The 22881-nt window shown below is 72.7% G+C and carries 19 protein-coding genes and 1 pseudogene; 18 read left to right on the top strand and 2 right to left on the bottom strand.

Going from position 1 to position 22881, the window contains the following annotated elements; all coding sequences use genetic code 11:
• Window positions 1–196 precede the first annotated feature (196 nt).
• Both ACY8FT_RS04210 and ACY8FT_RS04205 read right to left on the bottom strand, forming a co-directional pair.
• Window positions 197–1867, bottom strand: a complete 1671-nt coding sequence (locus tag ACY8FT_RS04210; protein ID WP_462417680.1) for a peptide ABC transporter substrate-binding protein — start codon at window positions 1865–1867, stop codon at window positions 197–199.
• A gap of 155 nt (window positions 1868–2022) precedes the next feature.
• On the bottom strand, window positions 2023–3591 hold the full coding sequence (locus ACY8FT_RS04205; RefSeq protein ID WP_462417679.1) for an FMN-binding glutamate synthase family protein: 1569 nt from the start codon (window positions 3589–3591) through the stop codon (window positions 2023–2025).
• A gap of 145 nt (window positions 3592–3736) precedes the next feature.
• On the opposite strand from ACY8FT_RS04205, the gene efp reads away from it, so the two are divergent.
• From efp to ACY8FT_RS04115, 18 genes and pseudogenes are all read left to right on the top strand, one after another.
• Window positions 3737–4297: an elongation factor P gene (gene efp, locus ACY8FT_RS04200; RefSeq protein WP_462417678.1), complete on the top strand. Its 561-nt coding sequence runs from the start codon at window positions 3737–3739 to the stop codon at window positions 4295–4297.
• Complete coding sequence (gene nusB / locus ACY8FT_RS04195) at window positions 4297–4710, top strand: transcription antitermination factor NusB (RefSeq protein WP_462417677.1); 414 nt, start codon at window positions 4297–4299, stop codon at window positions 4708–4710. Before efp ends, nusB begins: the two co-directional genes overlap by 1 nt.
• 93 nt (window positions 4711–4803) lie before the next feature.
• Window positions 4804–5355 (top strand): bifunctional pyr operon transcriptional regulator/uracil phosphoribosyltransferase PyrR, encoded by a 552-nt coding sequence (pyrR, locus tag ACY8FT_RS04190; RefSeq protein WP_462417676.1) that lies wholly within the window; start codon window positions 4804–4806, stop codon window positions 5353–5355.
• Complete coding sequence (locus tag ACY8FT_RS04185) at window positions 5352–6302, top strand: aspartate carbamoyltransferase catalytic subunit (protein ID WP_462417675.1); 951 nt, start codon at window positions 5352–5354, stop codon at window positions 6300–6302. The genes pyrR and ACY8FT_RS04185 overlap by 4 nt, the downstream gene beginning before the upstream one ends.
• Window positions 6299–7645 (top strand): dihydroorotase, encoded by a 1347-nt coding sequence (locus ACY8FT_RS04180; protein ID WP_462417674.1) that lies wholly within the window; start codon window positions 6299–6301, stop codon window positions 7643–7645. The genes ACY8FT_RS04185 and ACY8FT_RS04180 overlap by 4 nt, the downstream gene beginning before the upstream one ends.
• Window positions 7642–8913 carry a glutamine-hydrolyzing carbamoyl-phosphate synthase small subunit gene (gene carA / locus ACY8FT_RS04175; RefSeq protein WP_462417673.1) on the top strand — a complete coding sequence of 424 codons (1272 nt, stop codon included), beginning with the start codon at window positions 7642–7644 and terminating at the stop codon, window positions 8911–8913. The genes ACY8FT_RS04180 and carA overlap by 4 nt, the downstream gene beginning before the upstream one ends.
• A complete protein-coding gene (gene carB, locus ACY8FT_RS04170) occupies window positions 8913–12245 on the top strand; it encodes a carbamoyl-phosphate synthase large subunit (RefSeq protein WP_462417672.1) in 3333 nt (1110 codons plus the stop codon). Before carA ends, carB begins: the two co-directional genes overlap by 1 nt.
• Window positions 12242–13072 (top strand): orotidine-5'-phosphate decarboxylase, encoded by an 831-nt coding sequence (gene pyrF / locus ACY8FT_RS04165; protein WP_462417671.1) that lies wholly within the window; start codon window positions 12242–12244, stop codon window positions 13070–13072. Before carB ends, pyrF begins: the two co-directional genes overlap by 4 nt.
• A gap of 82 nt (window positions 13073–13154) precedes the next feature.
• Entirely contained in the window at window positions 13155–13478 is a 324-nt protein-coding gene (gene mihF, locus ACY8FT_RS04160; protein ID WP_462417670.1) for an integration host factor, actinobacterial type, read from the top strand.
• The gene (gene gmk / locus ACY8FT_RS04155; RefSeq protein ID WP_462417669.1) at window positions 13475–14074 is read left to right on the top strand and encodes a guanylate kinase; all 600 of its coding nucleotides are present in this window, start codon (window positions 13475–13477) and stop codon (window positions 14072–14074) included. Before mihF ends, gmk begins: the two co-directional genes overlap by 4 nt.
• Window positions 14075–14148: 74 nt before the next feature.
• Window positions 14149–14397: pseudogene (rpoZ, locus tag ACY8FT_RS04150) on the top strand (DNA-directed RNA polymerase subunit omega); the annotation flags it as partial.
• Window positions 14398–14567: 170 nt separating this feature from the next.
• Window positions 14568–15809, top strand: coding sequence for a bifunctional phosphopantothenoylcysteine decarboxylase/phosphopantothenate--cysteine ligase CoaBC (coaBC, locus tag ACY8FT_RS04145; protein WP_462417668.1), 1242 nt, complete (start codon window positions 14568–14570; stop codon window positions 15807–15809).
• Between the two features lie 139 nt (window positions 15810–15948).
• Window positions 15949–17166 (top strand): methionine adenosyltransferase, encoded by a 1218-nt coding sequence (gene metK / locus ACY8FT_RS04140; RefSeq protein ID WP_462417667.1) that lies wholly within the window; start codon window positions 15949–15951, stop codon window positions 17164–17166.
• A gap of 8 nt (window positions 17167–17174) precedes the next feature.
• Complete coding sequence (locus tag ACY8FT_RS04135; RefSeq protein WP_462417666.1) at window positions 17175–19262, top strand: primosomal protein N' family DNA-binding protein; 2088 nt, start codon at window positions 17175–17177, stop codon at window positions 19260–19262.
• A gap of 11 nt (window positions 19263–19273) precedes the next feature.
• The gene (fmt, locus tag ACY8FT_RS04130) at window positions 19274–20221 is read left to right on the top strand and encodes a methionyl-tRNA formyltransferase (protein ID WP_462417665.1); all 948 of its coding nucleotides are present in this window, start codon (window positions 19274–19276) and stop codon (window positions 20219–20221) included.
• Entirely contained in the window at window positions 20214–21737 is a 1524-nt protein-coding gene (locus ACY8FT_RS04125) for an RsmB/NOP family class I SAM-dependent RNA methyltransferase (protein WP_462417664.1), read from the top strand. Before fmt ends, ACY8FT_RS04125 begins: the two co-directional genes overlap by 8 nt.
• The gene (rpe, locus tag ACY8FT_RS04120; protein ID WP_462417663.1) at window positions 21734–22426 is read left to right on the top strand and encodes a ribulose-phosphate 3-epimerase; all 693 of its coding nucleotides are present in this window, start codon (window positions 21734–21736) and stop codon (window positions 22424–22426) included. Before ACY8FT_RS04125 ends, rpe begins: the two co-directional genes overlap by 4 nt.
• Entirely contained in the window at window positions 22423–22878 is a 456-nt protein-coding gene (locus ACY8FT_RS04115) for a PH domain-containing protein (protein ID WP_462417662.1), read from the top strand. The genes rpe and ACY8FT_RS04115 overlap by 4 nt, the downstream gene beginning before the upstream one ends.
• Window positions 22879–22881: the final 3 nt, after the last annotated feature.

Below are 22881 nucleotides of genomic sequence, written 5' to 3'. Positions count from 1 at the left end.
CCTCGAATGGGGTCGGGTGCACGGGGCAGGGAGTCGGCCCGCGAGCGAGTCCGACGGTCGTGCAACGTCGGCACAGTACAGGGTGATGAGGCGTGGGTCACAGGACACGCCCGGCCACGAGTGTGGGGGACCCTTTCGGGTCCCCCACGTCTGTGCCACGTGGACCGTCAGTCCGCGCGGGTCATGATCCGGTGGATCAGCCCTTCTCGATCTTGGCGAACTGCGGCACGCCGAAGACGTCGAACTCGACGTTCTTGACGTTCTCCGAGTGGCCACCGTTGGCGTTGGAGTACCAGAGCGGGATGACCGGGGCGTCCTCGATGAGGACCTTCTCGGCCTCCTTGTACTTCTTCATCGAGGCCTTCTCGTCCTTCGCGGCGTCGCCCTCCTCGAGGAGCTTGTCGAACTCCTTGTTGGAGTACTTGCCGTCGTTGGAGGAGGCGCCGGTCTTGTAGAGCGGCGTCAGGAAGTTCTCCAGGGCCGGGTAGTCCATCTGCCAGCCGGTGCGGAAGGCGCCCTTCATCTTGCCGCCGGAGACGTCGTCACGCAGCGCCTTGAAGGCCGGGTAGGCCTTGCCCTTGCACTCGATGCCGAGGCCGTTGGTGATCTCACCGCAGACCGCGTCGACCCAGGACTGGTGACCGCCGTCGGAGTTGTAGGCGATGGTCAGGGGCTCGCCCTTCCAGCCACCGGCCTCCTCGAGCAGCTTCTTGGCCTTCTCGTCGTCGTGCTCGCAGAGCTCGCCGCAGATGCTGTCGTCGTAGCCCTGGACCACCGGCGAGGAGAAGTCCTTCGCCGGGGTGCGGGTGCCGTGGAAGATCTTCTCGGTGATGCCCTCGCGGTCGATGGACATCGAGATGGCCTTGCGGATCTTCTTGGCGTCCTCGCTGTCGCCGGCGTACGGGGCGTCGGCGTACATCGGGAAGGAGAACGACTGGAAGACGCCAACCTCCTGGTTGATGGCGCGGTCACCCAGGTCCTGCTCGTAGGTGGCCATCGAGGTCTCCGGGATCTGGTCGAGCACGTCCAGCTTGCCCGCCTGGAGGTCCGTGTAGGCCGGCTCCGGCTTCTGGTAGATGGTCAGCTCGACACCGCCGTTCTTCGGCTTGTGCTCACCGACGTAGTGCTCGTTCTTCACCAGCTTGATGCTCTGGTTGTGGTTCCACTTCTCGACCTTGTAGGGGCCGTTGCCGATCGGCTTTTCGCCGAAGGCCTTCGGGTCGTCGAAGAACTTCTCGGGCAGCGGCGCGAAGGCGGTGTAGCCCAGGCGCTCCGGGAAGCCGGCGTAGGGCTCCTCCAGGGTCACCTCGAAGGTGGTGTCGTCGATGACCTCGAGGCCGGACATCTTCTCGGCCTTGGCCTTGGCACCCTCCTCCTCGGGGTGCACCTCCTTGTAGCCCTTGATCGGCTCGAAGAAGTAGGCGGCCTGGTTGTTGTTGTCGATGTGGGCACCCCAGTTCCAGGCGTCGACGAACGACTTGGCGGTCACCTTGGTGCCGTCGGAGAACTTGCGGTCCCCGTTGATCTTGATGGTCCAGGTCTTGTTGTCCTTGGACTCGATCGACTTGGCGACGTCGTTGAAGGACTCGCCCTTCGCGTCGTAGTCGATGAGCTTGCTGAAGGCCATGTCCAGCACCTTGCCGCCACCGGTCTCGGTGGTGTTGGCCGGGATGAGGGCGTTCTGCGGCTCGGTGCCGTTCGCCATGATGACGTCACCGCCGGCGCCACCAGCAGCGCCACCACCGGCACCGCCCGACTGGGACTCGCCACCCTCGGAACCACCGCCGCCACCGCAGGCGCTGAGGGACAGGGAAAGGGCTGCGACGCCGGCCGCGGTGGCCAGCCACTTGTTGCGCTTGATCGCCATGGATCCTCCTGTAGCAGTAAGTGAAGCCACAGCCGGGACCGTGGCGAGCAACACCCTAGGCACGTGTGCCGCGGATCCCTGCACAGTTCAGACCGTCGTTACCCAACTGCAACACAAGGGGCGTGTGGCGCGTGTCGGCGACGCCGGGGGCGGTGTCAGCGGTCGCTGGCGACGTGGTCCGTCTGGTCCGGCTCCACCAGCTCGCGCATGATCCGGGTGATCTCCTGGCGGGACTCCTCGGGGACACCGCCCCAGCCCAGCTCGTAGCCGAAGACCTCCCGCAGCGACCGGCCCTCGTAGTTGCCGGACATCAGCTCGAGGTCGTCGGTGGTGACGAACCCGGGGTGGGGTACGCCGACGGCCTCCGACAGGCGCAGCAGCTGGGCCCGCGTCGCACGCAGGTAGTTGCGGGTGCGCAGCGCCTTGGACTCCACGTCGAGGCCCCGCTCCAGCCAGGGGTTCTGGGTCGCGACACCGGTGGGGCAGTGGCCGGTGTGGCACTTCTGGGCCTGGATGCAGCCGACCGCCATCATCGCCTCGCGAGCCACGTAGACCATGTCCGCGCCCAGGGCCATGGCGACCATCGCGTTGGCGGGCAGGCCGAGCTTGCCGCCGCCGATGAAGGTCACGTCGTCGGTGATGCCGGCCCGGGCGAAGGTCGAGTAGACGCGGGCGAACGCGAGGCGGAAGGGGAGGGCCACGTGGTCGCTGAACAGGATGGGGGCCGCGCCCGTGCCGCCCTCGGCTCCGTCGACGGAGATGAAGTCGACGCCGCGGGTGCGGTCGATCATCCGGTCGGCGAGCTCCTCCCACATGCCCATCTCGCCGATGGCCGACTTGATGCCCACGGGCAGACCGGTCGCCTCCGCGATCTCCTCCACGACGTCCAGCATCGAGTCGACGTCCTGGAAGGCCGAGTGGCGCGAGGGGGAGGCCACGTCCTTGCCCACCGGCACACCGCGGATGGCGGCGATCTCCTCGGTGACCTTCTCCCCGGGGAGCATGCCGCCCAGGCCGGGCTTGGCCCCCTGCGAGAGCTTGATCTCGATCGCCCTGACCGGGTTGGCCTGCGTGAGCTCGACGAGGCGGGGGATCGACAGGCGGCCCTTCTCATCGCGGCAGCCGAAGTAGCCGGTGCCGATCTGGAGGATCAGGTCGCCACCCTGCTGGTGGTGCTCGGAGAGGCCGCCCTCACCGGTGTTGTGCATGGCGCCGGCCATCCGCACGCCCTGGTTGAGGGCGCGGACGGCGGAGCCGGAGAGCGAGCCGTAGCTCATGGCCGAGACGTTGACGACGGACTCAGGCCGGAACGCGTGGCGCCGGCCCCGCGGCCCGCCCAGCACCTTGGCCGAGGGGAGCGTCGCCGGGTCGGACTTGTGCGCGTGCGAGGTGGGCGGGGCCTCCGGGGTGAAGGTGCGGTGCTTGACCACGACCCAGCCCTCCTCGGACTCCATGTCGTTGTCGGAGCCGAAGCCCTTGTAGGTGTTCTGCTCCTTGCTCGCCGCGTAGATCCACGACCGCTGGTCGCGCGTGAAGGGACGCTCCTGGTCGTTCATGGCCACGATGTACTGGCGCAGCTCGGGGCCGATCGTCTCCAGGGCGAAGCGGGCGTTGCCGAGCACCGGGAAGGTGCGCAGGATGGCGTGCTTCTTCTGGAACGCGTTCTGGGTGGCCCAGCCGGCGAGTCCGAGGGCGGGGATGGCCAATGCCTTCACAGGATACATGTGCCCGTTCTACCAGCCGGCGGCAGGCATGCCGGGCCTCCCGGCGCGTTGCGTAAGATGATCGACTGCCCACACCGCACGGCGGTGCCGGGTCCCGGCAGACCGGCGGACGAACGACCAACCCGACACGCAAAGGACGCGCCCCGTGGCAACCACGAACGACCTGAAGAACGGCATGGTGCTGAACCTGGAGGGCCAGCTCTGGCAGGTCCAGAGCTTCCAGCACGTCAAGCCCGGCAAGGGGCCGGCCTTCGTGCGCACCAAGATCAAGAACGTCCTCTCGGGCAAGATCGTCGACAAGACCTTCAACGCGGGCACCAAGGTCGAGACCGCGAACGTCGACCGCCGCGACATGCAGTACCTGTACAACGACGGCGACTCCTACATCTTCATGGACACCAAGGACTACGAGCAGCTCCCGGTGCCCGCGGACCTGGTCGGCGACGCGGCGAACTTCATGCTCGAGAACCAGGAGGTCATGGTCGCCACGCACGAGGGCCAGGTCCTGTACATCGAGCTGCCGCCGAGCGTGGAGCTCCGCATCGCGCAGACCGACCCCGGCCTGCAGGGGGACCGCTCCACCGGTGGCACCAAGCCCGCCACGCTGGAGACCGGCGCCGAGATCCAGGTGCCGCTCTTCCTGGAGACCGACACCGTGGTGAAGGTCGACACCCGCGACGGCTCGTACATCAGCCGCGTCTCCTGATGGCAGCGCGCTCCAAGGCCCGCAAGCGGGCAGTCGACCTGCTCTTCGAGGCCGAGCAGCGGGGGATGAACGTCGAGGCCCTCATGGGCACCCGCCGCGAGGCCGCCGACCCGCAGGTGCCCGTGCCGGAGTTCACCGTCTCCCTCGTCGAGGGCGTCGTGGCCCACTGGGCCCCCATCAACGATGCCCTCGCGGCCTGGTCGCAGGGGTGGTCGCTGGAGCGCATGCCGGCGGTCGACCGCGCGATCCTCCGCCTGGGCGTCTACGAGATCGTCTGGGTGGAGGACGTGCCGGACGCGGTGGCGATCAGCGAGGCGGTCAACCTGGCCTCCCACCTGTCCACCGACGACTCGCCGAAGTTCGTCTCCGGCCTGCTGACCCGCATCAGCCAGATGAAGGCCACGGTCGTCTGACCGGGGACGACCCCCCGCCGCCCGGTGTTCTAGAGTGGGCGGCGTCCGACATCCTTTAACGGTCTGTCCCGTGAGGCAGCCAAGGAGGTCACGATGGGGAACACCCCCACTGTGCGTACCGTCCTGGACGACCAGGACATCACCCGAGCCGTGCGCCGCATGGCCCACGAGCTGCTGGAGCGCAACGACGGCGCCGAGGAGCTCGTGCTGCTCGGCATCCCCACCCGAGGGCTCCCGCTGGCCCACCGGCTGGCCGCCGCCATCTCCGCCATCGAGGGCGTCGAGGTGCCGTGCGGCCCGATCGACCCTGCACCCCACCGCGACGACCTGGGCCCCGGCCGCACCACGACGGCCGCGGGGCCCGAGGTGGACGTGAGCGACCGCGTCGTGGTGCTCGTGGACGACGTGCTCCACACCGGCCGCACCGTGCGGGCGGCGATGGACGCCGTCTCCGCGGTCGGTCGGCCCCGCGCCATCCGCCTCGCGGTCCTGGTGGACCGCGGTCACCGCGAGCTGCCCATCCGGGCCGATCACGTGGGCAAGAACCTGCCCAGCGCGGCCGACGAACGCGTCCAGGTGCGCCTGGACGACCCCGACGGCCACGAGGCCGTCGAGATCCTCCGACTGGCCGGGGAGGGCCGATGAAGCACCTGTTGAGCTCGACCGATCTGGACGCGGGGCGCACCACCGCCCTGCTGGACGCCGCGGAGGGGCACCTCGACCTGCAGCGGCAGACGGTGAAGAAGCGGGACGACCTGCGGGGGCGGACCGTGATCAACCTCTTCTTCGAGGACTCCACGCGCACCCGCTCCTCCTTCGAGATCGCCGGCAAGTGGCTGGGGGCGGACACGATCAACATCGCGGCCAAGGGCTCGTCGGTCAGCAAGGGGGAGTCGCTGCGCGACACGGTCTCCACCATCGCCGCCATGGGCGTGGACGCCCTGGTGGTGCGGCACCCGGCCTCGGGTGCCCCGGCGCAGATCGCCCGCTGGCTGGACGAGAGCGGGCGCGGCACGGCGGTGGTCAACGCCGGTGACGGCACCCACGAGCACCCGACCCAGGCGCTGCTGGACGCGTTCACCCTGCGGCGGGCGCTCGGCGGGTTCGAGGGGCGCCACGTCGCGATCGTCGGCGACGTGACCCACTCACGGGTGGCGCGCTCCAACCTCGCCTCGCTCAAGGTGCTCGGGGCGCGGGTGACCGTCGTGGCACCCCCCACCCTGCTGCCCAGCGGTGCCGCGGCCTGGGCCGCGACCGAGGGCTTCACCCTGAGCCACGACCTCGACGCCGTGCTGCCCACCGTGGACGCGGTGATGATGCTGCGCGTGCAGTCCGAGCGGATGGCCGGCGGGTTCTTCCCGACCCCGCGGGAGTACACGATCGGCTACGGGCTGACGCGGGACCGGCTCGCCTCGCTGCCGGCCCACGCGGTCATCTGCCACCCGGGACCGCTGAACCGGGGGCTGGAGATCAGCCCGGAGGCCGCGGACGACGCGCGCTCCCGGGTGCTGGACCAGGTGAGCGCCGGTGTGGCCGTGCGCATGGCCGTCCTCGACGGCCTCCTCAACCCGACGAACGGAGAGCAGGCATGAGCAACGCAACGCTGATCCAGGGCGCAGAGCTCGCAGGTGCGGGCCGGGGGGACCTGCTGGTCGTGGGGGAGACCCTGGTGGCCACCGGGGCCGAGGCGGCCGAGCAGGCGCCGGACGACGCGCGCCGGGTGGACGCGACGGGTCTGGTGGCCCTGCCGGGGCTGGTGGACCTGCACGTGCACCTGCGCGAGCCGGGCCGGGAGGACGCCGAGACCGTGGCCACGGGCTCCCGCGCCGCGGCGGCCGGCGGCTTCAGCGCGGTGCTCGCCATGGCCAACACGAACCCCGTCACGGACACCGCGGAGAAGGCCGAGCACGTGGCCGACCTGGGGCGTCGCGCCGGACTGGTGGACGTGCACCCGGTCGGTGCGGTGAGCAAGCGGCTGCAGGGCGAGGAGCTGGCGGAGCTCGGGCTCATGGCGCAGTCCGACGCCCGGGTGCGGGTGTTCAGCGACGACGGCCGGTGCGTGCACGACGCGCGGCTGATGCGCCGCGCGCTGGAGTACCTGCGCGCCGTCGACGGCGTCATCTCCCAGCACAGCCAGGACCCGCGACTGGCCGACGGCACCGCCTGCTGCCACGAGGGCGAGGTCTCCGGTCGGCTGGGGCTGCCGGGCTGGCCCGAGGTCGCGGAGGAGACGATCATCGCCCGCGACGCGATGCTGGCCAAGCACACCGGCGGCCGGGTGCACGTGGCCCACGTGACCACCGCCGGTGGCGTCGAGGTGGTGCGCTGGGCGAAGGCCCGCGGCATCCGCATGACCGCCGAGGTGACCCCGCACCACCTGGCCCTGACCACCGACGCGCTGCGCGGGTACGACCCGGTGTTCAAGGTGAACCCGCCCCTGCGTCCGGACGAGCACGTGCAGGCGCTGCGCGAGGCGCTGGCCGACGGCACGATCGACGCGGTGGCCACCGACCACGCCCCGCACGCCGCCCACGACAAGGAGCACGCCTTCGTGGACGCCGCGTTCGGCATGCTCGGCCTCGAGACCGCCCTGCCGGTCGTGCACGAGGTGATGGTGCGCCCCGGGCTGCTCGACTGGTCCGACGTGGCGCGCGTGATGTCGAGCGCCCCGGCCCGCATCGCCGCGTTGGACGAGCTGCCCGGCGCCCGCCGCCAGGGAGCGGGACTCGTGGCGGGGGCTCCCGCCCACCTGACCCTGTTCGACCCCGGGACGGCCTGGACGGTGGAGCGTGACGCCTCGTTCTCGCGCTCCCGCAACAACCCCTGGCACGGACGGCGCCTGCACGGCACCGTGGCCGCGACCCTCCGCGCCGGTCGTGTCACCCACTCGCTGCACCCCGACCTGCCCGCCCACTCCCTGGAGGACCGCGCATGAGCACCACCCTGCTGGACCCTTTCACCCCCGATCCGGGCGTGCTCGTCCTGGAGGACGGGGAGGTGTTCACCGGTCACGCCTGGGGCGCCCGGGGTACCACGCTGGGGGAGATGGTCTTCACCACCGGCATGACCGGCTACCAGGAGACCCTCACCGACCCCTCGTTCGCCGGGCAGATCGTCGCGATGACGGCGCCGCACGTGGGCAACACCGGGTGGAACGACGAGGACGACGAGTCCCGTCGGATGTTCGTCGAGGGGCTGCTCGTGCGCGACCCCGCGCTGCGCCCGAGCAACTGGCGCAGCCGTCGCAGCCTGGAGGACGAGCTCGAGGTGCAGGGGATCGTCGGGCTGGCCGGGGTCGACACCCGCGCCCTGACCCGCCACCTGCGCAGCCGTGGCGTGATGCGGGCCGGGATCTTCTCCGGCGAGGCCGCTGACCGTCCGCTGCCCGAGCTGCTCGAGGAGGTCCGTTCCGCACCGGCGATGGCCGGGCGGGAGCTGGCCACGAGCGTCTCCACCCCGGAGACGGTGGTGGTCCCGGCCGAGGGTGAGCACCGCTTCACCGTGGCGGCGCTGGACCTCGGCATCAAGAACAACACCCCGCGCCTGCTGGCGGCCCGCGGCATCGAGGTGCACGTCATGCCCGCCGACTCGTCCCTGGAGGAGGTGCTCGCCGTCCCCGGGGTGCGCTCGGAGTCCGGTCCCGACGGCGTGTTCTTCTCCAACGGGCCGGGTGACCCCGCGACCGCGGACTCCTCGGTCGAGCTGCTCCGGGGCGTGCTCGAGGCCCGGGTGCCCTTCTTCGGCATCTGCTTCGGCAACCAGCTGCTCGGCCGTGCCCTGGGCTTCGGCACCTACAAGCTCGACTTCGGTCACCGCGGCATCAACCAGCCGGTGATGGACCGCACCACCGGCAAGGTCGAGATCACCGCGCAGAACCACGGGTTCGCCGTCGACGCGCCGCTGGACGCGGTGACCGAGGCCCCGCACGACACCGCGCTCGGACGGGTCTGGGTCTCGCACGTGGGCCTCAACGACCAGGTCGTCGAGGGGCTGGAGTGCCTGGACCTGCCGGCCTTCTCGGTGCAGTACCACCCCGAGGCCGCAGCCGGGCCGCACGACAGCGAGTACCTGTTCGACCGGTTCGTCGAGCTCATGACCACCCGTCGCGCCGCCGACCGCAGCGAGCAGACCGCGCGGATCGCCGAGACCGCCGCGGCGACCACCACCCACCCGACCGACCCGACCACCGGAGAGGCCCGCTGATGCCCCGTACCGCAGACATCCAGTCCGTCCTGGTCATCGGCTCCGGCCCGATCGTCATCGGCCAGGCCTGCGAGTTCGACTACTCCGGCACCCAGGCGTGCCGCGTGCTGCGCGAGGAGGGCCTGCGGGTCATCCTCATCAACTCGAACCCCGCGACGATCATGACCGACCCGGAGTTCGCCGACGCGACCTACGTCGAGCCGATCACCCCGGAGGTCGTCGAGCGGATCATCGCCGCCGAGCGCCCGGACGCGGTGCTGGCCACCCTCGGCGGGCAGACCGCCCTGAACTGCGCCATCGCGCTGCACGAGGCCGGGGTGCTGGAGAAGTACGGCTGCCCGCTGATCGGTGCGAGCGTCGAGGCGATCCAGCTGGGGGAGGACCGGCAGCTCTTCAAGGGCGTGGTCGAGCGCTGCGGCGCGGACGTCGCCCGCAGCCGCATCTGCCACTCGATGGACGAGATCCTCGACGCCGCCGACGAGCTCGGCTACCCGCTGGTGCTCCGCCCGTCGTTCACGATGGGCGGGCTCGGCTCCGGCTTCGCCCACGACGAGGACGAGCTGCGTCGCATGGGTGAGGCAGGCCTCCACGACTCGCCGACCACCGAGGTGCTCATCGAGGAGTCGATCCTCGGGTGGAAGGAGTACGAGCTCGAGGTGATGCGCGACCGGGCCGACAACGTCGTGGTCGTCTGCTCGATCGAGAACCTGGACCCGATGGGCGTGCACACGGGTGACTCGATCACCGTGGCTCCGGCCCTGACCCTGACCGACCGCGAGTACCAGCGGATGCGGGACGTCGGCATCGCCGTCATCCGCGAGGTGGGCGTCGAGACCGGTGGCTGCAACATCCAGTTCGCGATCAACCCCGAGGACGGTCGGATGATCGTCATCGAGATGAACCCGCGCGTGAGCCGCTCCTCGGCGCTGGCGTCGAAGGCCACCGGCTTCCCGATCGCGAAGATCGCCGCGAAGATGGCGATCGGTTACACGCTCGACGAGGTGCCGAACGACATCACCGGCTCGACGCCGGCGTCCTTCGAGCCAACCCTCGACTACGTCGTGGTGAAGGTGCCGCGCTTCGCCTTCGAGAAGTTCCCGGCCGCCGACCCGCAGCTGACGACGACGATGAAGTCCGTCGGCGAGGCGATGTCGATCGGCCGCAACTTCACCGAGGCCCTGCAGAAGGCGCTGCGGTCCACCGAGCAGAAGGGCTCCTCCTTCGACTGGACCCCCACCGCCCGGCCCACCGCCGAGGAGCTCCCGACCCTGCTGGAGCAGGCCGCCGTGCCGACCGACGGGCGACTGCGGCTTGTGCAGCAGGCCCTGTGGGGCGGCGCGACCGTGGAGCAGGTGCACGAGACCACCGGGATCGACCCGTGGTTCCTGGACCAGGTGGCCCTGCTCAACGAGACCGCGGACGCGATCGCCGCCGACCGTGCCGAGCACGGGCGACTGCGCCCCGAGGTGCTCGCACACGCCAAGCGCCACGGATTCAGCGACGCCCAGCTCGCGGCCCTCCTCGGCACCAGCGAGGCGGTGCTGCGCGGGGTGCGCCACGCGCTGGGCATCCGTCCGGTCTACAAGACGGTGGACACCTGCGCGGCCGAGTTCGACGCCCGCACGCCGTACCACTACTCTAGCTACGACGAGCAGACCGAGGTCGCCCCGCGGCAGAACTCGGCGGTGATCATCCTGGGCTCCGGGCCCAACCGCATCGGGCAGGGCGTCGAGTTCGATTACTCGTGCGTGCACGCGAGCTTCGCACTGCGCGAGGCCGGGTACGACACGGTGATGGTGAACTGCAACCCGGAGACGGTCTCCACCGACTACGACACCTCCAGCCGGCTGTACTTCGAGCCGCTCACGCTGGAGGACGTGCTGGAGGTCTACCACGCCGAGGCCGCCGCCGGGCCCGTCGCCGGTGTCATCGTGCAGCTCGGTGGACAGACGCCGCTGGGCCTGGCGCAGGACCTCGCAGAGGCGGGACTGCCGATCGTCGGCACCTCCCCGGAGGCCATCGACCGTGCCGAGGACCGCGGCAGTTTCGGGCGCGTGCTCGCCGACGCCGGGCTCGAGGCCCCGCGTTTCGGCACCGCCTTCTCCGCCGACGAGGCCGTGCAGATCTCCCGCGAGATCGGCTACCCGGTGCTGGTGCGGCCGAGCTACGTGCTCGGCGGGCGCGGCATGGAGATCGTCTACGACGACGACTCGCTGCGCGACTACGTCGACCGCGCCGCCCTGGTGAGCCCGGACCGCCCGATCCTGGTGGACCGCTTCCTCGACGAGGCGGTCGAGATCGACGTCGACGCCCTCTACGACGGCACCGACATGTACCTCGGTGGCGTCATGGAGCACATCGAGGAGGCCGGCATCCACTCCGGTGACTCCGCGTGCGTCATCCCCCCGGTGACGCTCGGCCCGGAGGAGCTCGAGCGCGTCCGTGAGGCCACCCGGCTGCTCGCCGAGGGGATCGGTGTGCGCGGGCTGCTCAACGTGCAGTTCGCCATCGCCCAGGGCGTGCTCTACGTCCTGGAGGCGAACCCCCGCGCCAGCCGCACGGTGCCGTTCGTCTCCAAGGCCACCGGCGTCCCGCTGGCCCGCGCGGCCTCGCGGATCATGCTCGGCGAGACGATCGCGGGACTCACCGGCGAGGGCCTGCTGCCGGCGAACGTGGACGGCGGCTCGCTGCCGGTGGACGCCCCGGTGTCGGTGAAGGCGGCCGTGCTGCCCTTCAAGCGCTTCCGCACGCGGGGGGGCCGCATCGTCGACAGCCTGCTCGGGCCGGAGATGCGCTCCACCGGTGAGGCCATGGGCATCGACGACGCCTTCGGCACCGCGTTCGCGAAGGCCGAGATGGGCAAGACCACCCCGCTGCCCACCAGCGGCACCGTCTTCGTCTCCGTGGCCAACCGCGACAAGCGCGGCATGATCTTCCCGCTCAAGCGGCTGGCGGACCTCGGGTTCACCTTGGTGGGCACGGCCGGCACGGTCGAGGTGCTGCGGCGCAACGGCGTGCGGGCCGAGGTGGTCCGCAAGGTCAGCGAGGGCCGGGGGCCGGACGGTGAGCCGACCGTCGTCGACCAGATCACCTCCGGTGAGGTCGTCATGGTCGTCAACACGCCCTCGGGGCAGGACGCCCGGGCCGACGGCTACGAGATCCGCGCGGCCACGGCCGGGGCGGGCGTGCCGATCATCACCACGGTGCAGCAGTTGGGCGCCGCGGTGCAGGCGATCGAGTCGCTGAAGGGCCAGGACTTCGGGGTCAAGCCGCTGCAGGCCCACGCCGCCGCCCTGGACCTCGTCGGCCGCGGTCCCCGGGAGGGCGCGTGAACGCCCCCCCGGGGACGGCGACCTTCGCCCGGCGGCTGGCGGATGCCGTCGCCCGGCACGGGCAGCTCTGCGTGGGCATCGACCTCCACCCGGGGCTCCTGGAGTCGGTTGGGCTGACGGTCGATCCGGAGGGGCTGCGCGCCTTCTCCCGTCGCTGCGTCGAGGCGTTCGGCGGCCGGGTCGCAGTCGTCAAGCCGCAGGTCTCCTTCTTCGAGGCCTTCGGCTCCCGGGGCCTCGCGGTGCTGGAGGAGACGATCGCGGCCCTGCGCGAGGCCGGGACCCTGGTGCTGCTGGACGCCAAGCGCGGTGACATCGGCAGCACCAACGACGGGTACGCCCGGGCCTGGTTCGGCGAGGGCGCCCCGCTGCGCTGCGACGCGGTGACGCTCAGTCCCTATCTGGGGGAGGACTCGCTGCGCGGCGTGGTGGAGGCCGCCCGTGCCGACGGGGCGGGCGCCTTCGTGCTGTGCCGCACCTCCAACCCGGAGGCCGGCCCGCTCCAGCAGGCGGTCCGCCAGGACGGCATGAGCGTCGCGGAGGGGGTGGCCCGGTGGGCCGAGGAGTTCGAGGGCGACGTGGGCCTGGTCGTGGGCATCACAGTGCGTGACGCCGGCCGCAACCTGCCGCTGGAGGGGGGCCGGGCACCGATCCTGGCACCGGGCTTCGGTGCGCAGGGCGGCTCGGCCGGAGACCTGCAGGACGTGTTCGGTGCGGCGGCCGACCGTGTGCTCGCCTCGGTGAGCCGCGACGTGCTGCGCCACGCGTCGTCGGTCGGGGAGCTGCAGGAGGCGACCGGGCGGTGGCAGGAGGCCCTCGCCCGGCGTTGAGCCCCGCATCGCCGCGCGGGTACGCTGCGACCTCCTCCGGCCGTCCCGCCGGGCCCATGGACCCCCTCACGAGGAGCGCCACGTGACCCTTCCCGCCCTCACGGCCGACCAGCGTCGTGCTGCGTCGGACGCGGCAGTCGCCGCCCGACACCGTCGGGCGGAGGTGAAGGCGGCGGTGACCGCCGGGACCATGAGCATCGGTGAGGTGCTCGCGCAGGCGCAGGAGGACGAGGCGCTGGCGAAGCTCCGGGTGCAGGTGCTGCTGGAGTGCCTTCCCGGCATCGGGCCGGTGCGGGCCACGCAGTTGCTGCAGGAGCTCGGCATCGCCTCCTCGCGCCGGCTGCGCGGGCTCGGGGTACACCAGGTGGCCCGACTCAGCGAGCGGTGCGAGGTGGGCGTCCGATGAGCACGAGGGACGGACGTCGGCTGGTCGTCCTGGCCGGACCGACCGCGGTGGGCAAGGGGACCGTGTGCCAGTGGGTGCGGGACCACCACCCCGAGGTGTGGGTGTCGGTCTCTGCGACCACGCGTGCCCCGCGCCCCGGTGAGGTCGACGGCACCACGTACCACTTCCTCGACCAGGAGGAGTTCGCGGCCGAGGTCGCCGAGGGCGGCATGCTCGAGCACGCCGTCGTCCACGGCGTGCACTCCTACGGCACGCCTCGCGAGCCGGTGGAGGAGGCCCTCGCCGCCGGCCATCCTGCACTGCTGGAGATCGACCTGCAGGGCGCCCGGCAGGTGCGCGAGGCGATGCCCGACGCCCTGTTCGTCTTCCTTGCCCCTCCGAGCTGGGACGAGCTGGTCCGCCGCCTGGTGGGGCGCGGCACCGAGGACGCCGAGGAGCGCGCTCGCCGTCTACGCACCGCGGAGCGGGAGCTCGCGGCCCGGGACTGGTTCGACGTCACCATCGTGAACGAGTCGGTGGAGCGCGCCGGGCAGGACCTCGTAGACTTGCTCCTCGACCCGCCGCAGGTCCCCGCCGACCGCCGCGTGCAGCCCTGACCACCGCTCCCGGAAGACCGGGAGGCCACGGCGACCCGCGGGTCGCCACCATCGACCGCACCACAGGAGGACCCATGTCCGGCACCAAGGCCGCCCCCATCGGCGTGACCAACCCGCCCATCGACGACCTGCTCAAGCACGTCGACTCCAAGTACGCGCTGGTCATCTACTCAGCCAAGCGCGCCCGCCAGATCAACGCCTACTATGCGCAGCTCAGGGAGGGCCTGTTGGAATACGTCGGCCCGCTGGTCGAGGCCGACCCCTCGGACAAGCCGCTGTCGACCGCGCTCAAGGAGATCAACGCCGACAAGCTGGTCCGCACCGTGAACCCAGACCTGCCGGTCTCCGACGAGGCCCTCGACGAGCCGGAGGAGATCGCCGTCGTCGGTGACGACGTGGACGAGATCGTGCCGGCCGAGGCCGTCGACGTGACCGACGGCGTGGAGCCGGCCCCCGACTCCGGCGACCAGCAGAACGCCACCGACGAGGCGTGATGCGCGTCGTCCTGGGGGTCGGCGGGGGGATCGCCGCCTACAAGGCCGCGAGCCTGTGCCGTTTGTTCACTGAGGGTGGACACGACGTCTCCGTGCTGCCCACCCAGGCCGCCCTGCGCTTCGTCGGCGCCCCCACGTGGGAGGCGCTCTCCGGCAAGCCGGTGGCGCACGACGTCTTCACCGACGTGCCGTCGGTGAAGCACGTCCGCGTCGGCAAAGAGGCCGACCTGGTGGTCGTGGCACCCGCGACGGCCGACCTGCTGGCGCGCGCCGCCGCGGGCATGGCCGACGACCTGCTGACCACCACGCTGCTGACGGCAACCTGCCCGGTGGTGGTGGCTCCGGCCATGCACACCGAGATGTGGCAGCACCCGGCCACGCGGGCCAACGTCGAGACCCTGCGCTCGCGCGGCGTCCACGTCATCGAGCCGGCGAGCGGTCGGCTGACCGGGTCCGACACGGGCCCGGGCCGACTGCCCGACCCCGAGGTGATCCACGCCGCCGCCCTGGAGCAGGTGGGGGGCTCCGACGAAGTCTCGCCGTCGGAGGGCCCCTGGGCCGGCCGCTCGGTGGTGGTCTCCACCGGGGGCACCCGGGAGTCGCTCGACCCGGTCCGGTTTCTGGGCAACGCGTCCTCGGGGCGCATGGGCATGGCGGTCGCACGGGCCGCGCGCGACCTCGGTGCCGACGTGACCGTGCTGCAGGCCGCGGTGGAGGTGCCCGCCCCGGAGGGGGTGCAGGTCGTCGAGGCGCTGAGCGCCGCCGACCTGGAGGCCGCCGTCCAGCGGGAGTTCCTCGACGCCGGTGCCGACGTGCTCGTGATGGCCGCGGCCGTTGCGGACTTCCGGCCGGCCGACGCGGTGGACACCAAGATCAAGAAGACCGATGACGGTGCCGGGCTCACGCTGGAGCTCGAGCGGACGCCGGACATCCTGGCCGGCGCCGTGCGCCGGCGGGACGCCGAGCACCCCGAGGCGGCGGGACGGCCGGTCGTCGTCGGGTTCGCCGCGGAGACCGGTGACGCCGCCGGGTCCGTCCTGGACCACGCGCGCGCCAAGATGGCGCGCAAGGGGGTCGACCTGCTGGTGGCCAACGGGGTCGGCCACGGCCTGACCTTCGGCCAGGAGGACACCACCGTCCACCTGCTGGACCGCGACGGCGGTCTGCACACGGTCGGACCGACCAGCAAGGACGCGGCGGCCGTCGCGATCTGCGAGGCCGTCAAGCCGCTGCTCGGCTGAGTCCCGGGCCCGGCCCGTTGCGGCCCCGCACGGGCCGGGCCCGCGGCGGTGACGTAGGGCTGTCGGTGGCGGGGTCTAGGCTTGCGCCCGCGCCGCCCGGCGCCTTCGCCAGACAGCAGCCGCTGCACAAGGAGCACACATGGCCCGTCTCTTCTCGTCCGAGTCCGTCACCGAGGGACACCCCGACAAGATCTGCGACCAGATCAGCGACGCGATCCTCGACGAGATGCTGCGGCAGGACCCGGAGGCCCGGGTCGCCGTCGAGACGATGGTCACCACCGGCCTGGTGCACGTCGCCGGAGAGGTGCGCACCAGCGGGTACGCCGACATACCGCGGATCGTGCGCGACACCATCATCCGCATCGGGTACGACAGCTCGGACAAGGGCTTCGACGGCCGCACCTGCGGCGTCGAGGTGAGCATCGGCGACCAGAGCGCCGACATCGCGGCCGGGGTGGACGACTCCTACGAGGCGCGCGAGGGCGCAGGGGACAAGTACGACCGGCAGGGCGCCGGGGACCAGGGCCTCATGTTCGGGTACGCCTGCGACGACACCCCCGAGCTGCTGCCGCTGCCGATCTCGCTGGCCCACCGGCTCAGCAAGCGGCTCAGCCAGGTGCGCCACGACGGCACGCTGGGCTACCTCCGGCCCGACGGCAAGACGCAGGTGACGGTGGAGTACGACGGGGAGCGGCCCGCCCGGCTGGACACCGTCGTCATCTCCTCCCAGCACGAGCCCGGCATCCCGCTGGACGCTCTTCTGACCCCGGACCTGCACGAGCACGTGATCACGCCCGTGCTGGAGTCCCTGGCGGAGTCGGGCACGGAGCTCGACACGGACTCGGTGCGCACCCTCGTGAACCCGACCGGCACCTTCACGATCGGTGGGCCGATGGGGGATGCGGGCCTGACCGGGCGCAAGATCATCGTCGACACCTACGGCGGCATGGCCCGACACGGGGGCGGCGCGTTCTCCGGCAAGGACCCCTCGAAGGTCGACCGCTCGGCCGCGTACGCGATGCGCTGGGTGGCGAAGAACGTGGTGGCGGCCGGCCTGGCACGTCGCTGCGAGATCCAGGTCGCCTACGCGATCGGCGCGGCCCGCCCGGTGGGGCTGTACGTCGAGACCTTCGGCACCCACACGGTGCCCGTGGGGCGGATCGAGCAGGCCATCGAGGCCGTGTTCGACCTGCGACCGGCAGCCATCGTCGACGCGCTCGACCTGACGCGTCCGATCTACCTCCCGACGGCTGCCTACGGGCACTTCGGCTGGTCCACCTCCTCGGGGGTGGCCGGGGCCTTCCCGTGGGAGCGGACCAACCGCGTGGAGGCGCTGCAGCGCCTGGCTCACGCCTGAGGAGGACCGTGGAGGACGGGCTGCTGCCGGTGCCGGGGCTGCAGGTGCCCCGTACGGCCCCGGCGGGCGTGGGGGAGCTCGCGCCCGAGCACCCGGTGGCGCGCGTCCTGGTGATGGGCACGCTCCCGCACCTGGACCGGCCCTTCGACTATGTCGTGCCGGCGGACCTCGACGCCGACGCCGTGCCCGGGGCCCGGGTGACCGTCACCCTGGCCGGGCGCACCGAGGACGGCTGGATCACCGAGCGGCTGGCCGAGAGCGACCACCCCGGGCAGCTCTCCCCGTTGCGGTCGGTGGTCTCGCCCGTCCCCGCCCTCACACCGGTGCTGCACGCCCTGTGCGGAGCGGTGGCTGCCCACTACGGCGGGTCCGTGGCCGACGTCGTGCGGCTGGCCGTGCCAGCGCGCCACGCCACCGAGGAGCGGGCCGCGCTGGAGCTGCCGGAGCCGACGGAGCCCGAGCGCCCGGCCGCACCTCACCCCTCGGCCGCCTGGGAGGGAGTGCCGGCGGCGGGCGCGCTGCTGTCGCGCATCGCGGCGGGGGAGCATCCGGCCGCGGCGTGGGTGGCGGCTCCGGACGGCGGGGACCCCGGACGGCACTGGGCCCACGGGCTGCTGGACCTCGCCGTCGCCTCCGCCGCCTCCGGGCGGGGCGCCCTGCTGCTGGTCCCGGACGATGCGGACGTCGAGGAGCTGCTGCGGGTCGCGGGCACCCGCCCCGAGGAGGTGCTGCGGGGGCTGACCGGGCTCACGGCCTCGGCCGGGCCACGGGCCCGGTACGCGCACTGGATGCGGGTGCTGCTCGGGCACGAGCGCATCGTCGTCGGGACCCGGTCGGCGGCCTTCGCCCCGGTGCGTCAGCTCGGGGTCGTGGCCTGGTGGGACGACGGGGACGAGTCCTGGCGGGAGCCGCGCTCCCCACGGCCGCACGTCCGACAGGTGGCCGCGTTGCGCGCCCGGATCGAGGGGGCCGCCCTGGTCTGCGGGGGGCCGACGCGCACCACCCGCGTGCAGGACTGGGTGGAGTCCGGGCAGATGGCCGACCTCGCGCCGGCACCGGGGAGCTCGCGACGGGTGGCCAGGGTGCACGTGGCGGGGGAGGGCGTGGACGCCGAGCGTGATGCGGGGGCCCGGCTGGCGCGCATCCCGTCGGTGGCCTGGTCGACGGCCAAGCGGGCCCTGGAACACGGCCCGGTGCTGGTGCAGGTGCCGCGGACCGGGTACTCGGGATCCATCCGCTGCCGGGAGTGCGGGGAGGCCGCCGGGTGCACGCTCTGCCCCGGCCGGCTGGTGCTGCCGGCCGCCGACGCCGCACCCCTGTGCGGCACCTGCGGGGAGGAGCCGCGGAACTGGGCCTGCACGCACTGTGGCGGGCGCGACTGGCGCCCGGGATCACCGGGCACCGAGCGCACGGTGCACGACCTCGGCCGGGCCTTCCCGGGGGTGCGGGTGATCTCCTCGACGGCCGCCGACCGCGTCGACCGGGTCGGTCCGGAGCCCGTGCTGGTCGTCTCGACCCCCGGGGTCGAACCACGTCCTGAGGAGGGCTGGGCCGCCGCCCTCGTGCTCGACGGTGCGGCCACCCTGGAGCTGCCCGCCGCGGACGCCGAGGGGCAGGCCCTGCGACGCTGGAGCGCCGGGACGCCCGCCGTCCGGCCGGACGGGCCCGGCATCGTGCTGTGCGGTGTGCCGGCGCACGCGGGCATCGATGCGGTCGAGGCCTTCGTGCGCCGTGACCCCACCTGGTACGCGCGCCGCGCGTTGGCCGAGCGGCGGGAGGCGCACCTGCCGCCCTCGGTCGCCCTGGTGCACCTGATGGGTCACCGGCGGGACGTCGAGGGCGCCGTGGGGGAGCTCACCGCCGCCCTCGAGCACACCGAGGTGGTGGGGCCGGTGCCGGTCGGTCCCGCCGCCCTGCCCGCCCGTTGGGAGGGTCTGGAGCCCGACCAGGCCTCGCAGGCGTGGGTGCGCACCGGATGGGAGCACCACGGGGTGCTGGCCCGCAGGGTGCACGACCTGCGGGCACACCGATCGGCCCGGAAGGCGCAGGGGCAGCTGCTGATGACCGTCGACCCCGAGGACTGGGTGGCTCCGTAGACTGTCCTGCCGTGCGCATTCTCTTCGCCGGCACCCCCGAGGTCGCCGTCCCCTCCCTGGACCACCTGCTGGCATCGGCCGGCGAGGGGGGCCACCAGGTCGTGGGCGTGCTGACCCGACCCGACGCCCGCGTGGGCCGTGGCCGCAAGGTCCGCCCCAGCCCGGTCAAGGAACGGGCCCTGGAGCACGGTCTGCCGGTCCTGGAGAGCGACCGCCCCTGGGAGGCGGAGACCCTCGCGGCGCTGCAGGAGCTGGGGGCCGACGTGGGCGCCATCGTGGCCTACGGCGCCCTGCTGCCGGGGTCCGTGCTGGCCGTCCCGACGCACGGGTGGGTGAACCTGCACTTCAGCCTCCTGCCGTCCTGGCGCGGTGCCGCCCCGGTGCAGCGGGCGCTCATGGCCGGCGACGACCTGACGGGGGCCACGACCTTCGTCCTGGACGAGGGCATGGACAGCGGGCCCGTGCTGGGAACGCTGACCGAGACCGTGCGTGCCGGGGACACCGCCGGTGACCTGCTGGACCGGCTCGCCCACGCCGGGGCCCCGCTCCTGGCGCAGAGCCTGCACGGCCTGGCCGATGGCACCCTCACCCCGGTGGCTCAGCCCGCCGACGGGGTCTCACTGGCCCCGAAGCTGACCGTCGCCGAGGCCGAGCTCGACTTCTCCGTCCCGGCGTTCGCGGTGGCCCGGACGGTCGCCGGGTGCTCCCCGGCACCGGGTGCCTGGACGACCTTCCGCGACGGACGGCTCAAGGTGCTGCGCGCCACGGTGGCCGACGCGGAGGGGGCACCGGACCTCCCGCCGGGGCGGATCGTCGCCTCCGGTGACGACGTGCTCGTGGGCACCGCGACCGGCCCGGTGCGCCTGGAGCGGGTGCAGCCGCCGGGCAAGCAGGAGATGGACGCATCCGCATGGGCACGTGGTGCCCGCTTCGACGACCAGGAGGTGCTCGGTGGCTGATCCCCGGGACGCACGCCGTGAGGACCGCGGTCCGGCACGGGACGCACGACGGGGCCGCAGTGCCTCCGCACCCCGGCAGCGCTCGCGCAAGGCGGACGGTGCGCGCACCGCTGCGTGGCACCTGTTGGGTGCGGTGGACGACGGCGCCTATGCGAACCTCGAGCTGCCGCACGTGATGCGGCGCTTCCGCCTCTCGGGGCGCGACGCGGCCTTCGCCACCGAGCTGGCCTTCGGCACCGTGCGCATGCAGGGCTTCTACGACCTCGTCATCGCGCGGGCGACGGGGCGGGAGGCCGCCTCGCTGGACCCCGAGCTGCTGCGCACCCTGCGCCTCGGCGCCCACCAGGCCCTCTCCATGCGGGTGCCGGCGCACGCCGCCGCGGACCAGACGGTCGCCCTGGCGCGCTGGGTGAACGGCAGCGGTCCCGCCCGGCTGGTCAACGCGGCCATGCACCGCATGACGGAGAAGGACCGCGACGCCTGGATGGTCGAGGTCACCGAGGGGCTGAGCGGTCCGGACCTGCTGGCTGCGCGCCACTCGCACCCCACCTGGATGGTCCGCGCGCTGCTGGCCGGCCTGGTGGACCGGGGCCGGTCCACCGACGAGATCGACACCCTGCTGGCCTCGCACAACACCCCGGCGCTCGTGTCGCTGGTGGCCCGGCCCGGCTGGGTGGAGACCGAGGAGCTGCTGGAGCACCCCGCGGTCGAGCCCGGACGCTGGGCACCGACGGCGGTCACCCTCACCGAGGGCGCCCCCGCGGCGGTCGGCGCCGTCGCCGACGGGCGCGCCGGGGTCCAGGACGAGGGGTCCCAGCTGGCCGCCCTCGCACTGGCCGCCGCCCCCACGACGGGGGAGGACACCGGCGCCTGGCTGGACCTGTGCGCCGGCCCCGGCGGAAAGGCGGCGCTGCTGGCGACCACTGCGCAGCAGCGCGGTGCGCGACTGGTGGCCAACGAGGTGCACCCGCACCGGTCCGACCTCGTGCGCGGTGCGCTGATGCCCTCCGGCGTCGAGCCAGCGGACCTACCCGAGGTCGAGCTGACCGTCGGGGACGGTGCGGAGCTGGCCGCCGGGCGCCGCGACGCCTTCGACCGCGTGCTCGTGGACGTGCCCTGCACCGGCCTGGGTGCCCTGCGTCGGCGGCCAGAGGCCAGGTGGCGGCGCCAGCCATCGGACCTCGCCTCGCTGGCACCCACGCAGCGCTCGCTGCTGCAGGGTGCGCTGGACGCGGTGCGGCCCGGGGGAGTGGTGGCCTACGTGACCTGCTCCCCACACCCGGCCGAGACCTCCGTGGTCGTCGACGACGTCCTGGCCCGCCGGGAGGACACCGAGCTGCTGGAGGTCGCCCCGGTGCTCCGCGAGGCGGCCCCCGCCCTGCAGGACGTCGAGCTCGACGCGGTCGCCGACGCGAAGGGCGCCCGGGGGACCTCCGTGCAGCTGTGGCCGCACGTCCACGGCACGGACGCCATGTACATCGCACTGCTGCGCAAGCGACCGACGGAGGCAGCATGAACGCCACCCAGCGCATCCACCCGAGCATCCTGGCCAGCGACTTCACCCGACTGGGCAAGGAGCTCGGCCGCATCAGCAGCGCCGACGCGGCGCACGTGGACGTGATGGACAACCACTTCGTCCCCAACCTGACCATCGGCCTGCCCGTCGTCCAGGCGCTGCAGGGCGTCACGTCGATCCCGCTGGACCTGCACCTCATGATCGAGGAGGTCGACCACTGGGGCCCGCGCTACGCCGAGACCGGGGCGCACTCGGTGACCTTCCACGTGGAGGCCAGCGACGACCCGCGGCAGGTCGCGCGGGACATCCGCTCGGCCGGTGCCCGGGCGGCGATGGCGCTGAAGCCCGGGACGCCCTTCGCGGACTACGCCGACCTGCTCCCGGAACTCGACATGGTGCTCGTGATGACCGTCGAGCCCGGGTTCGGCGGGCAGGAATTCCTCACCGACCAGATGTCGGTGGTGCGCGAGGTGCGCGAGGCCGTGGGGCGGTCGGGACTCGACGTGGCCGTGCAGGTCGACGGCGGGGTCAACCAGGAGACGATCGGCCGGGCGGCCGAGGCGGGGGCGGACGTGTTCGTCGCCGGCTCCGCGGTCTTCGGCGGCGAGGACGTGGCCGCCCGCATCGCGGACCTCCGGGTGGCCGCGCTGCAGGCCACCGCGGCGGCCGACGGCGGGGAGAACGCGTGAGTGCGCCGGAGCGCCAGGACGCGCTGCGCCCCTTCGTCCCCCGCCGCGGGCGGTGGGTGGCGATGGCCTCGGCCGTCGTGCTCGCGGTGCTGTTCACGGTCATCGCCGTGGCCATGCAGGACCGCGGTCCCGGGGACCGGGCCACCACCGCCCTGGTGGGGATCGCGATGGCCGTCTTCCTGTGGCGCTACGCCCTCATCCGTGCCGTCCCCGACCGGAAGGGCATGACGGTGCGGAACCTGTTCACCACCCAGCGGGTCGAGTGGCAGCAGGTGCGCGGCGTCGCGTTCAGCCCCGGTGACCCGTGGGCGCGGCTACAGCGCACCGGTGGCCAGGAGGATCTCGCGGTGATGGCCATCCAGGCCGCCGACGGTCGGGCCTCGCACGAGGAGGCCAGCCGTCTGGCCGGCATCGTTCAGGCGCTCGGCCGGAGTCGTCCGACGGGTCGCTGAGGA

This window comes from Kytococcus sp. Marseille-QA3725, assembly GCF_054950055.1.
Note: the sequence above shows the minus strand (reverse complement) of the source record. Positions and strands in the feature narration are given on the sequence as shown.

Excerpts from the sequence above, each read along its gene's own strand:
- carB (WP_462417672.1), top strand. The coding sequence starts at position 8,913 with ATGCCCCGTACCGCAGACATCCAGTCCGTCCTGGTCATCGGCTCCGGC.
- metK (WP_462417667.1), top strand. The coding sequence starts at position 15,949 with ATGGCCCGTCTCTTCTCGTCCGAGTCCGTCACCGAGGGACACCCCGAC.
- pyrR (WP_462417676.1), top strand. The coding sequence starts at position 4,804 with ATGGGGAACACCCCCACTGTGCGTACCGTCCTGGACGACCAGGACATC.
- ACY8FT_RS04210 (WP_462417680.1), bottom strand. The coding sequence starts at position 1,867 with ATGGCGATCAAGCGCAACAAGTGGCTGGCCACCGCGGCCGGCGTCGCA.
- ACY8FT_RS04205 (WP_462417679.1), bottom strand. The coding sequence starts at position 3,591 with ATGTATCCTGTGAAGGCATTGGCCATCCCCGCCCTCGGACTCGCCGGC.
- rpe (WP_462417663.1), top strand. The coding sequence starts at position 21,734 with ATGAACGCCACCCAGCGCATCCACCCGAGCATCCTGGCCAGCGACTTC.
- nusB (WP_462417677.1), top strand. The coding sequence starts at position 4,297 with ATGGCAGCGCGCTCCAAGGCCCGCAAGCGGGCAGTCGACCTGCTCTTC.
- coaBC (WP_462417668.1), top strand. The coding sequence starts at position 14,568 with ATGCGCGTCGTCCTGGGGGTCGGCGGGGGGATCGCCGCCTACAAGGCC.
- ACY8FT_RS04180 (WP_462417674.1), top strand. The coding sequence starts at position 6,299 with ATGAGCAACGCAACGCTGATCCAGGGCGCAGAGCTCGCAGGTGCGGGC.
- carA (WP_462417673.1), top strand. The coding sequence starts at position 7,642 with ATGAGCACCACCCTGCTGGACCCTTTCACCCCCGATCCGGGCGTGCTC.
- ACY8FT_RS04185 (WP_462417675.1), top strand. The coding sequence starts at position 5,352 with ATGAAGCACCTGTTGAGCTCGACCGATCTGGACGCGGGGCGCACCACC.
- gmk (WP_462417669.1), top strand. The coding sequence starts at position 13,475 with ATGAGCACGAGGGACGGACGTCGGCTGGTCGTCCTGGCCGGACCGACC.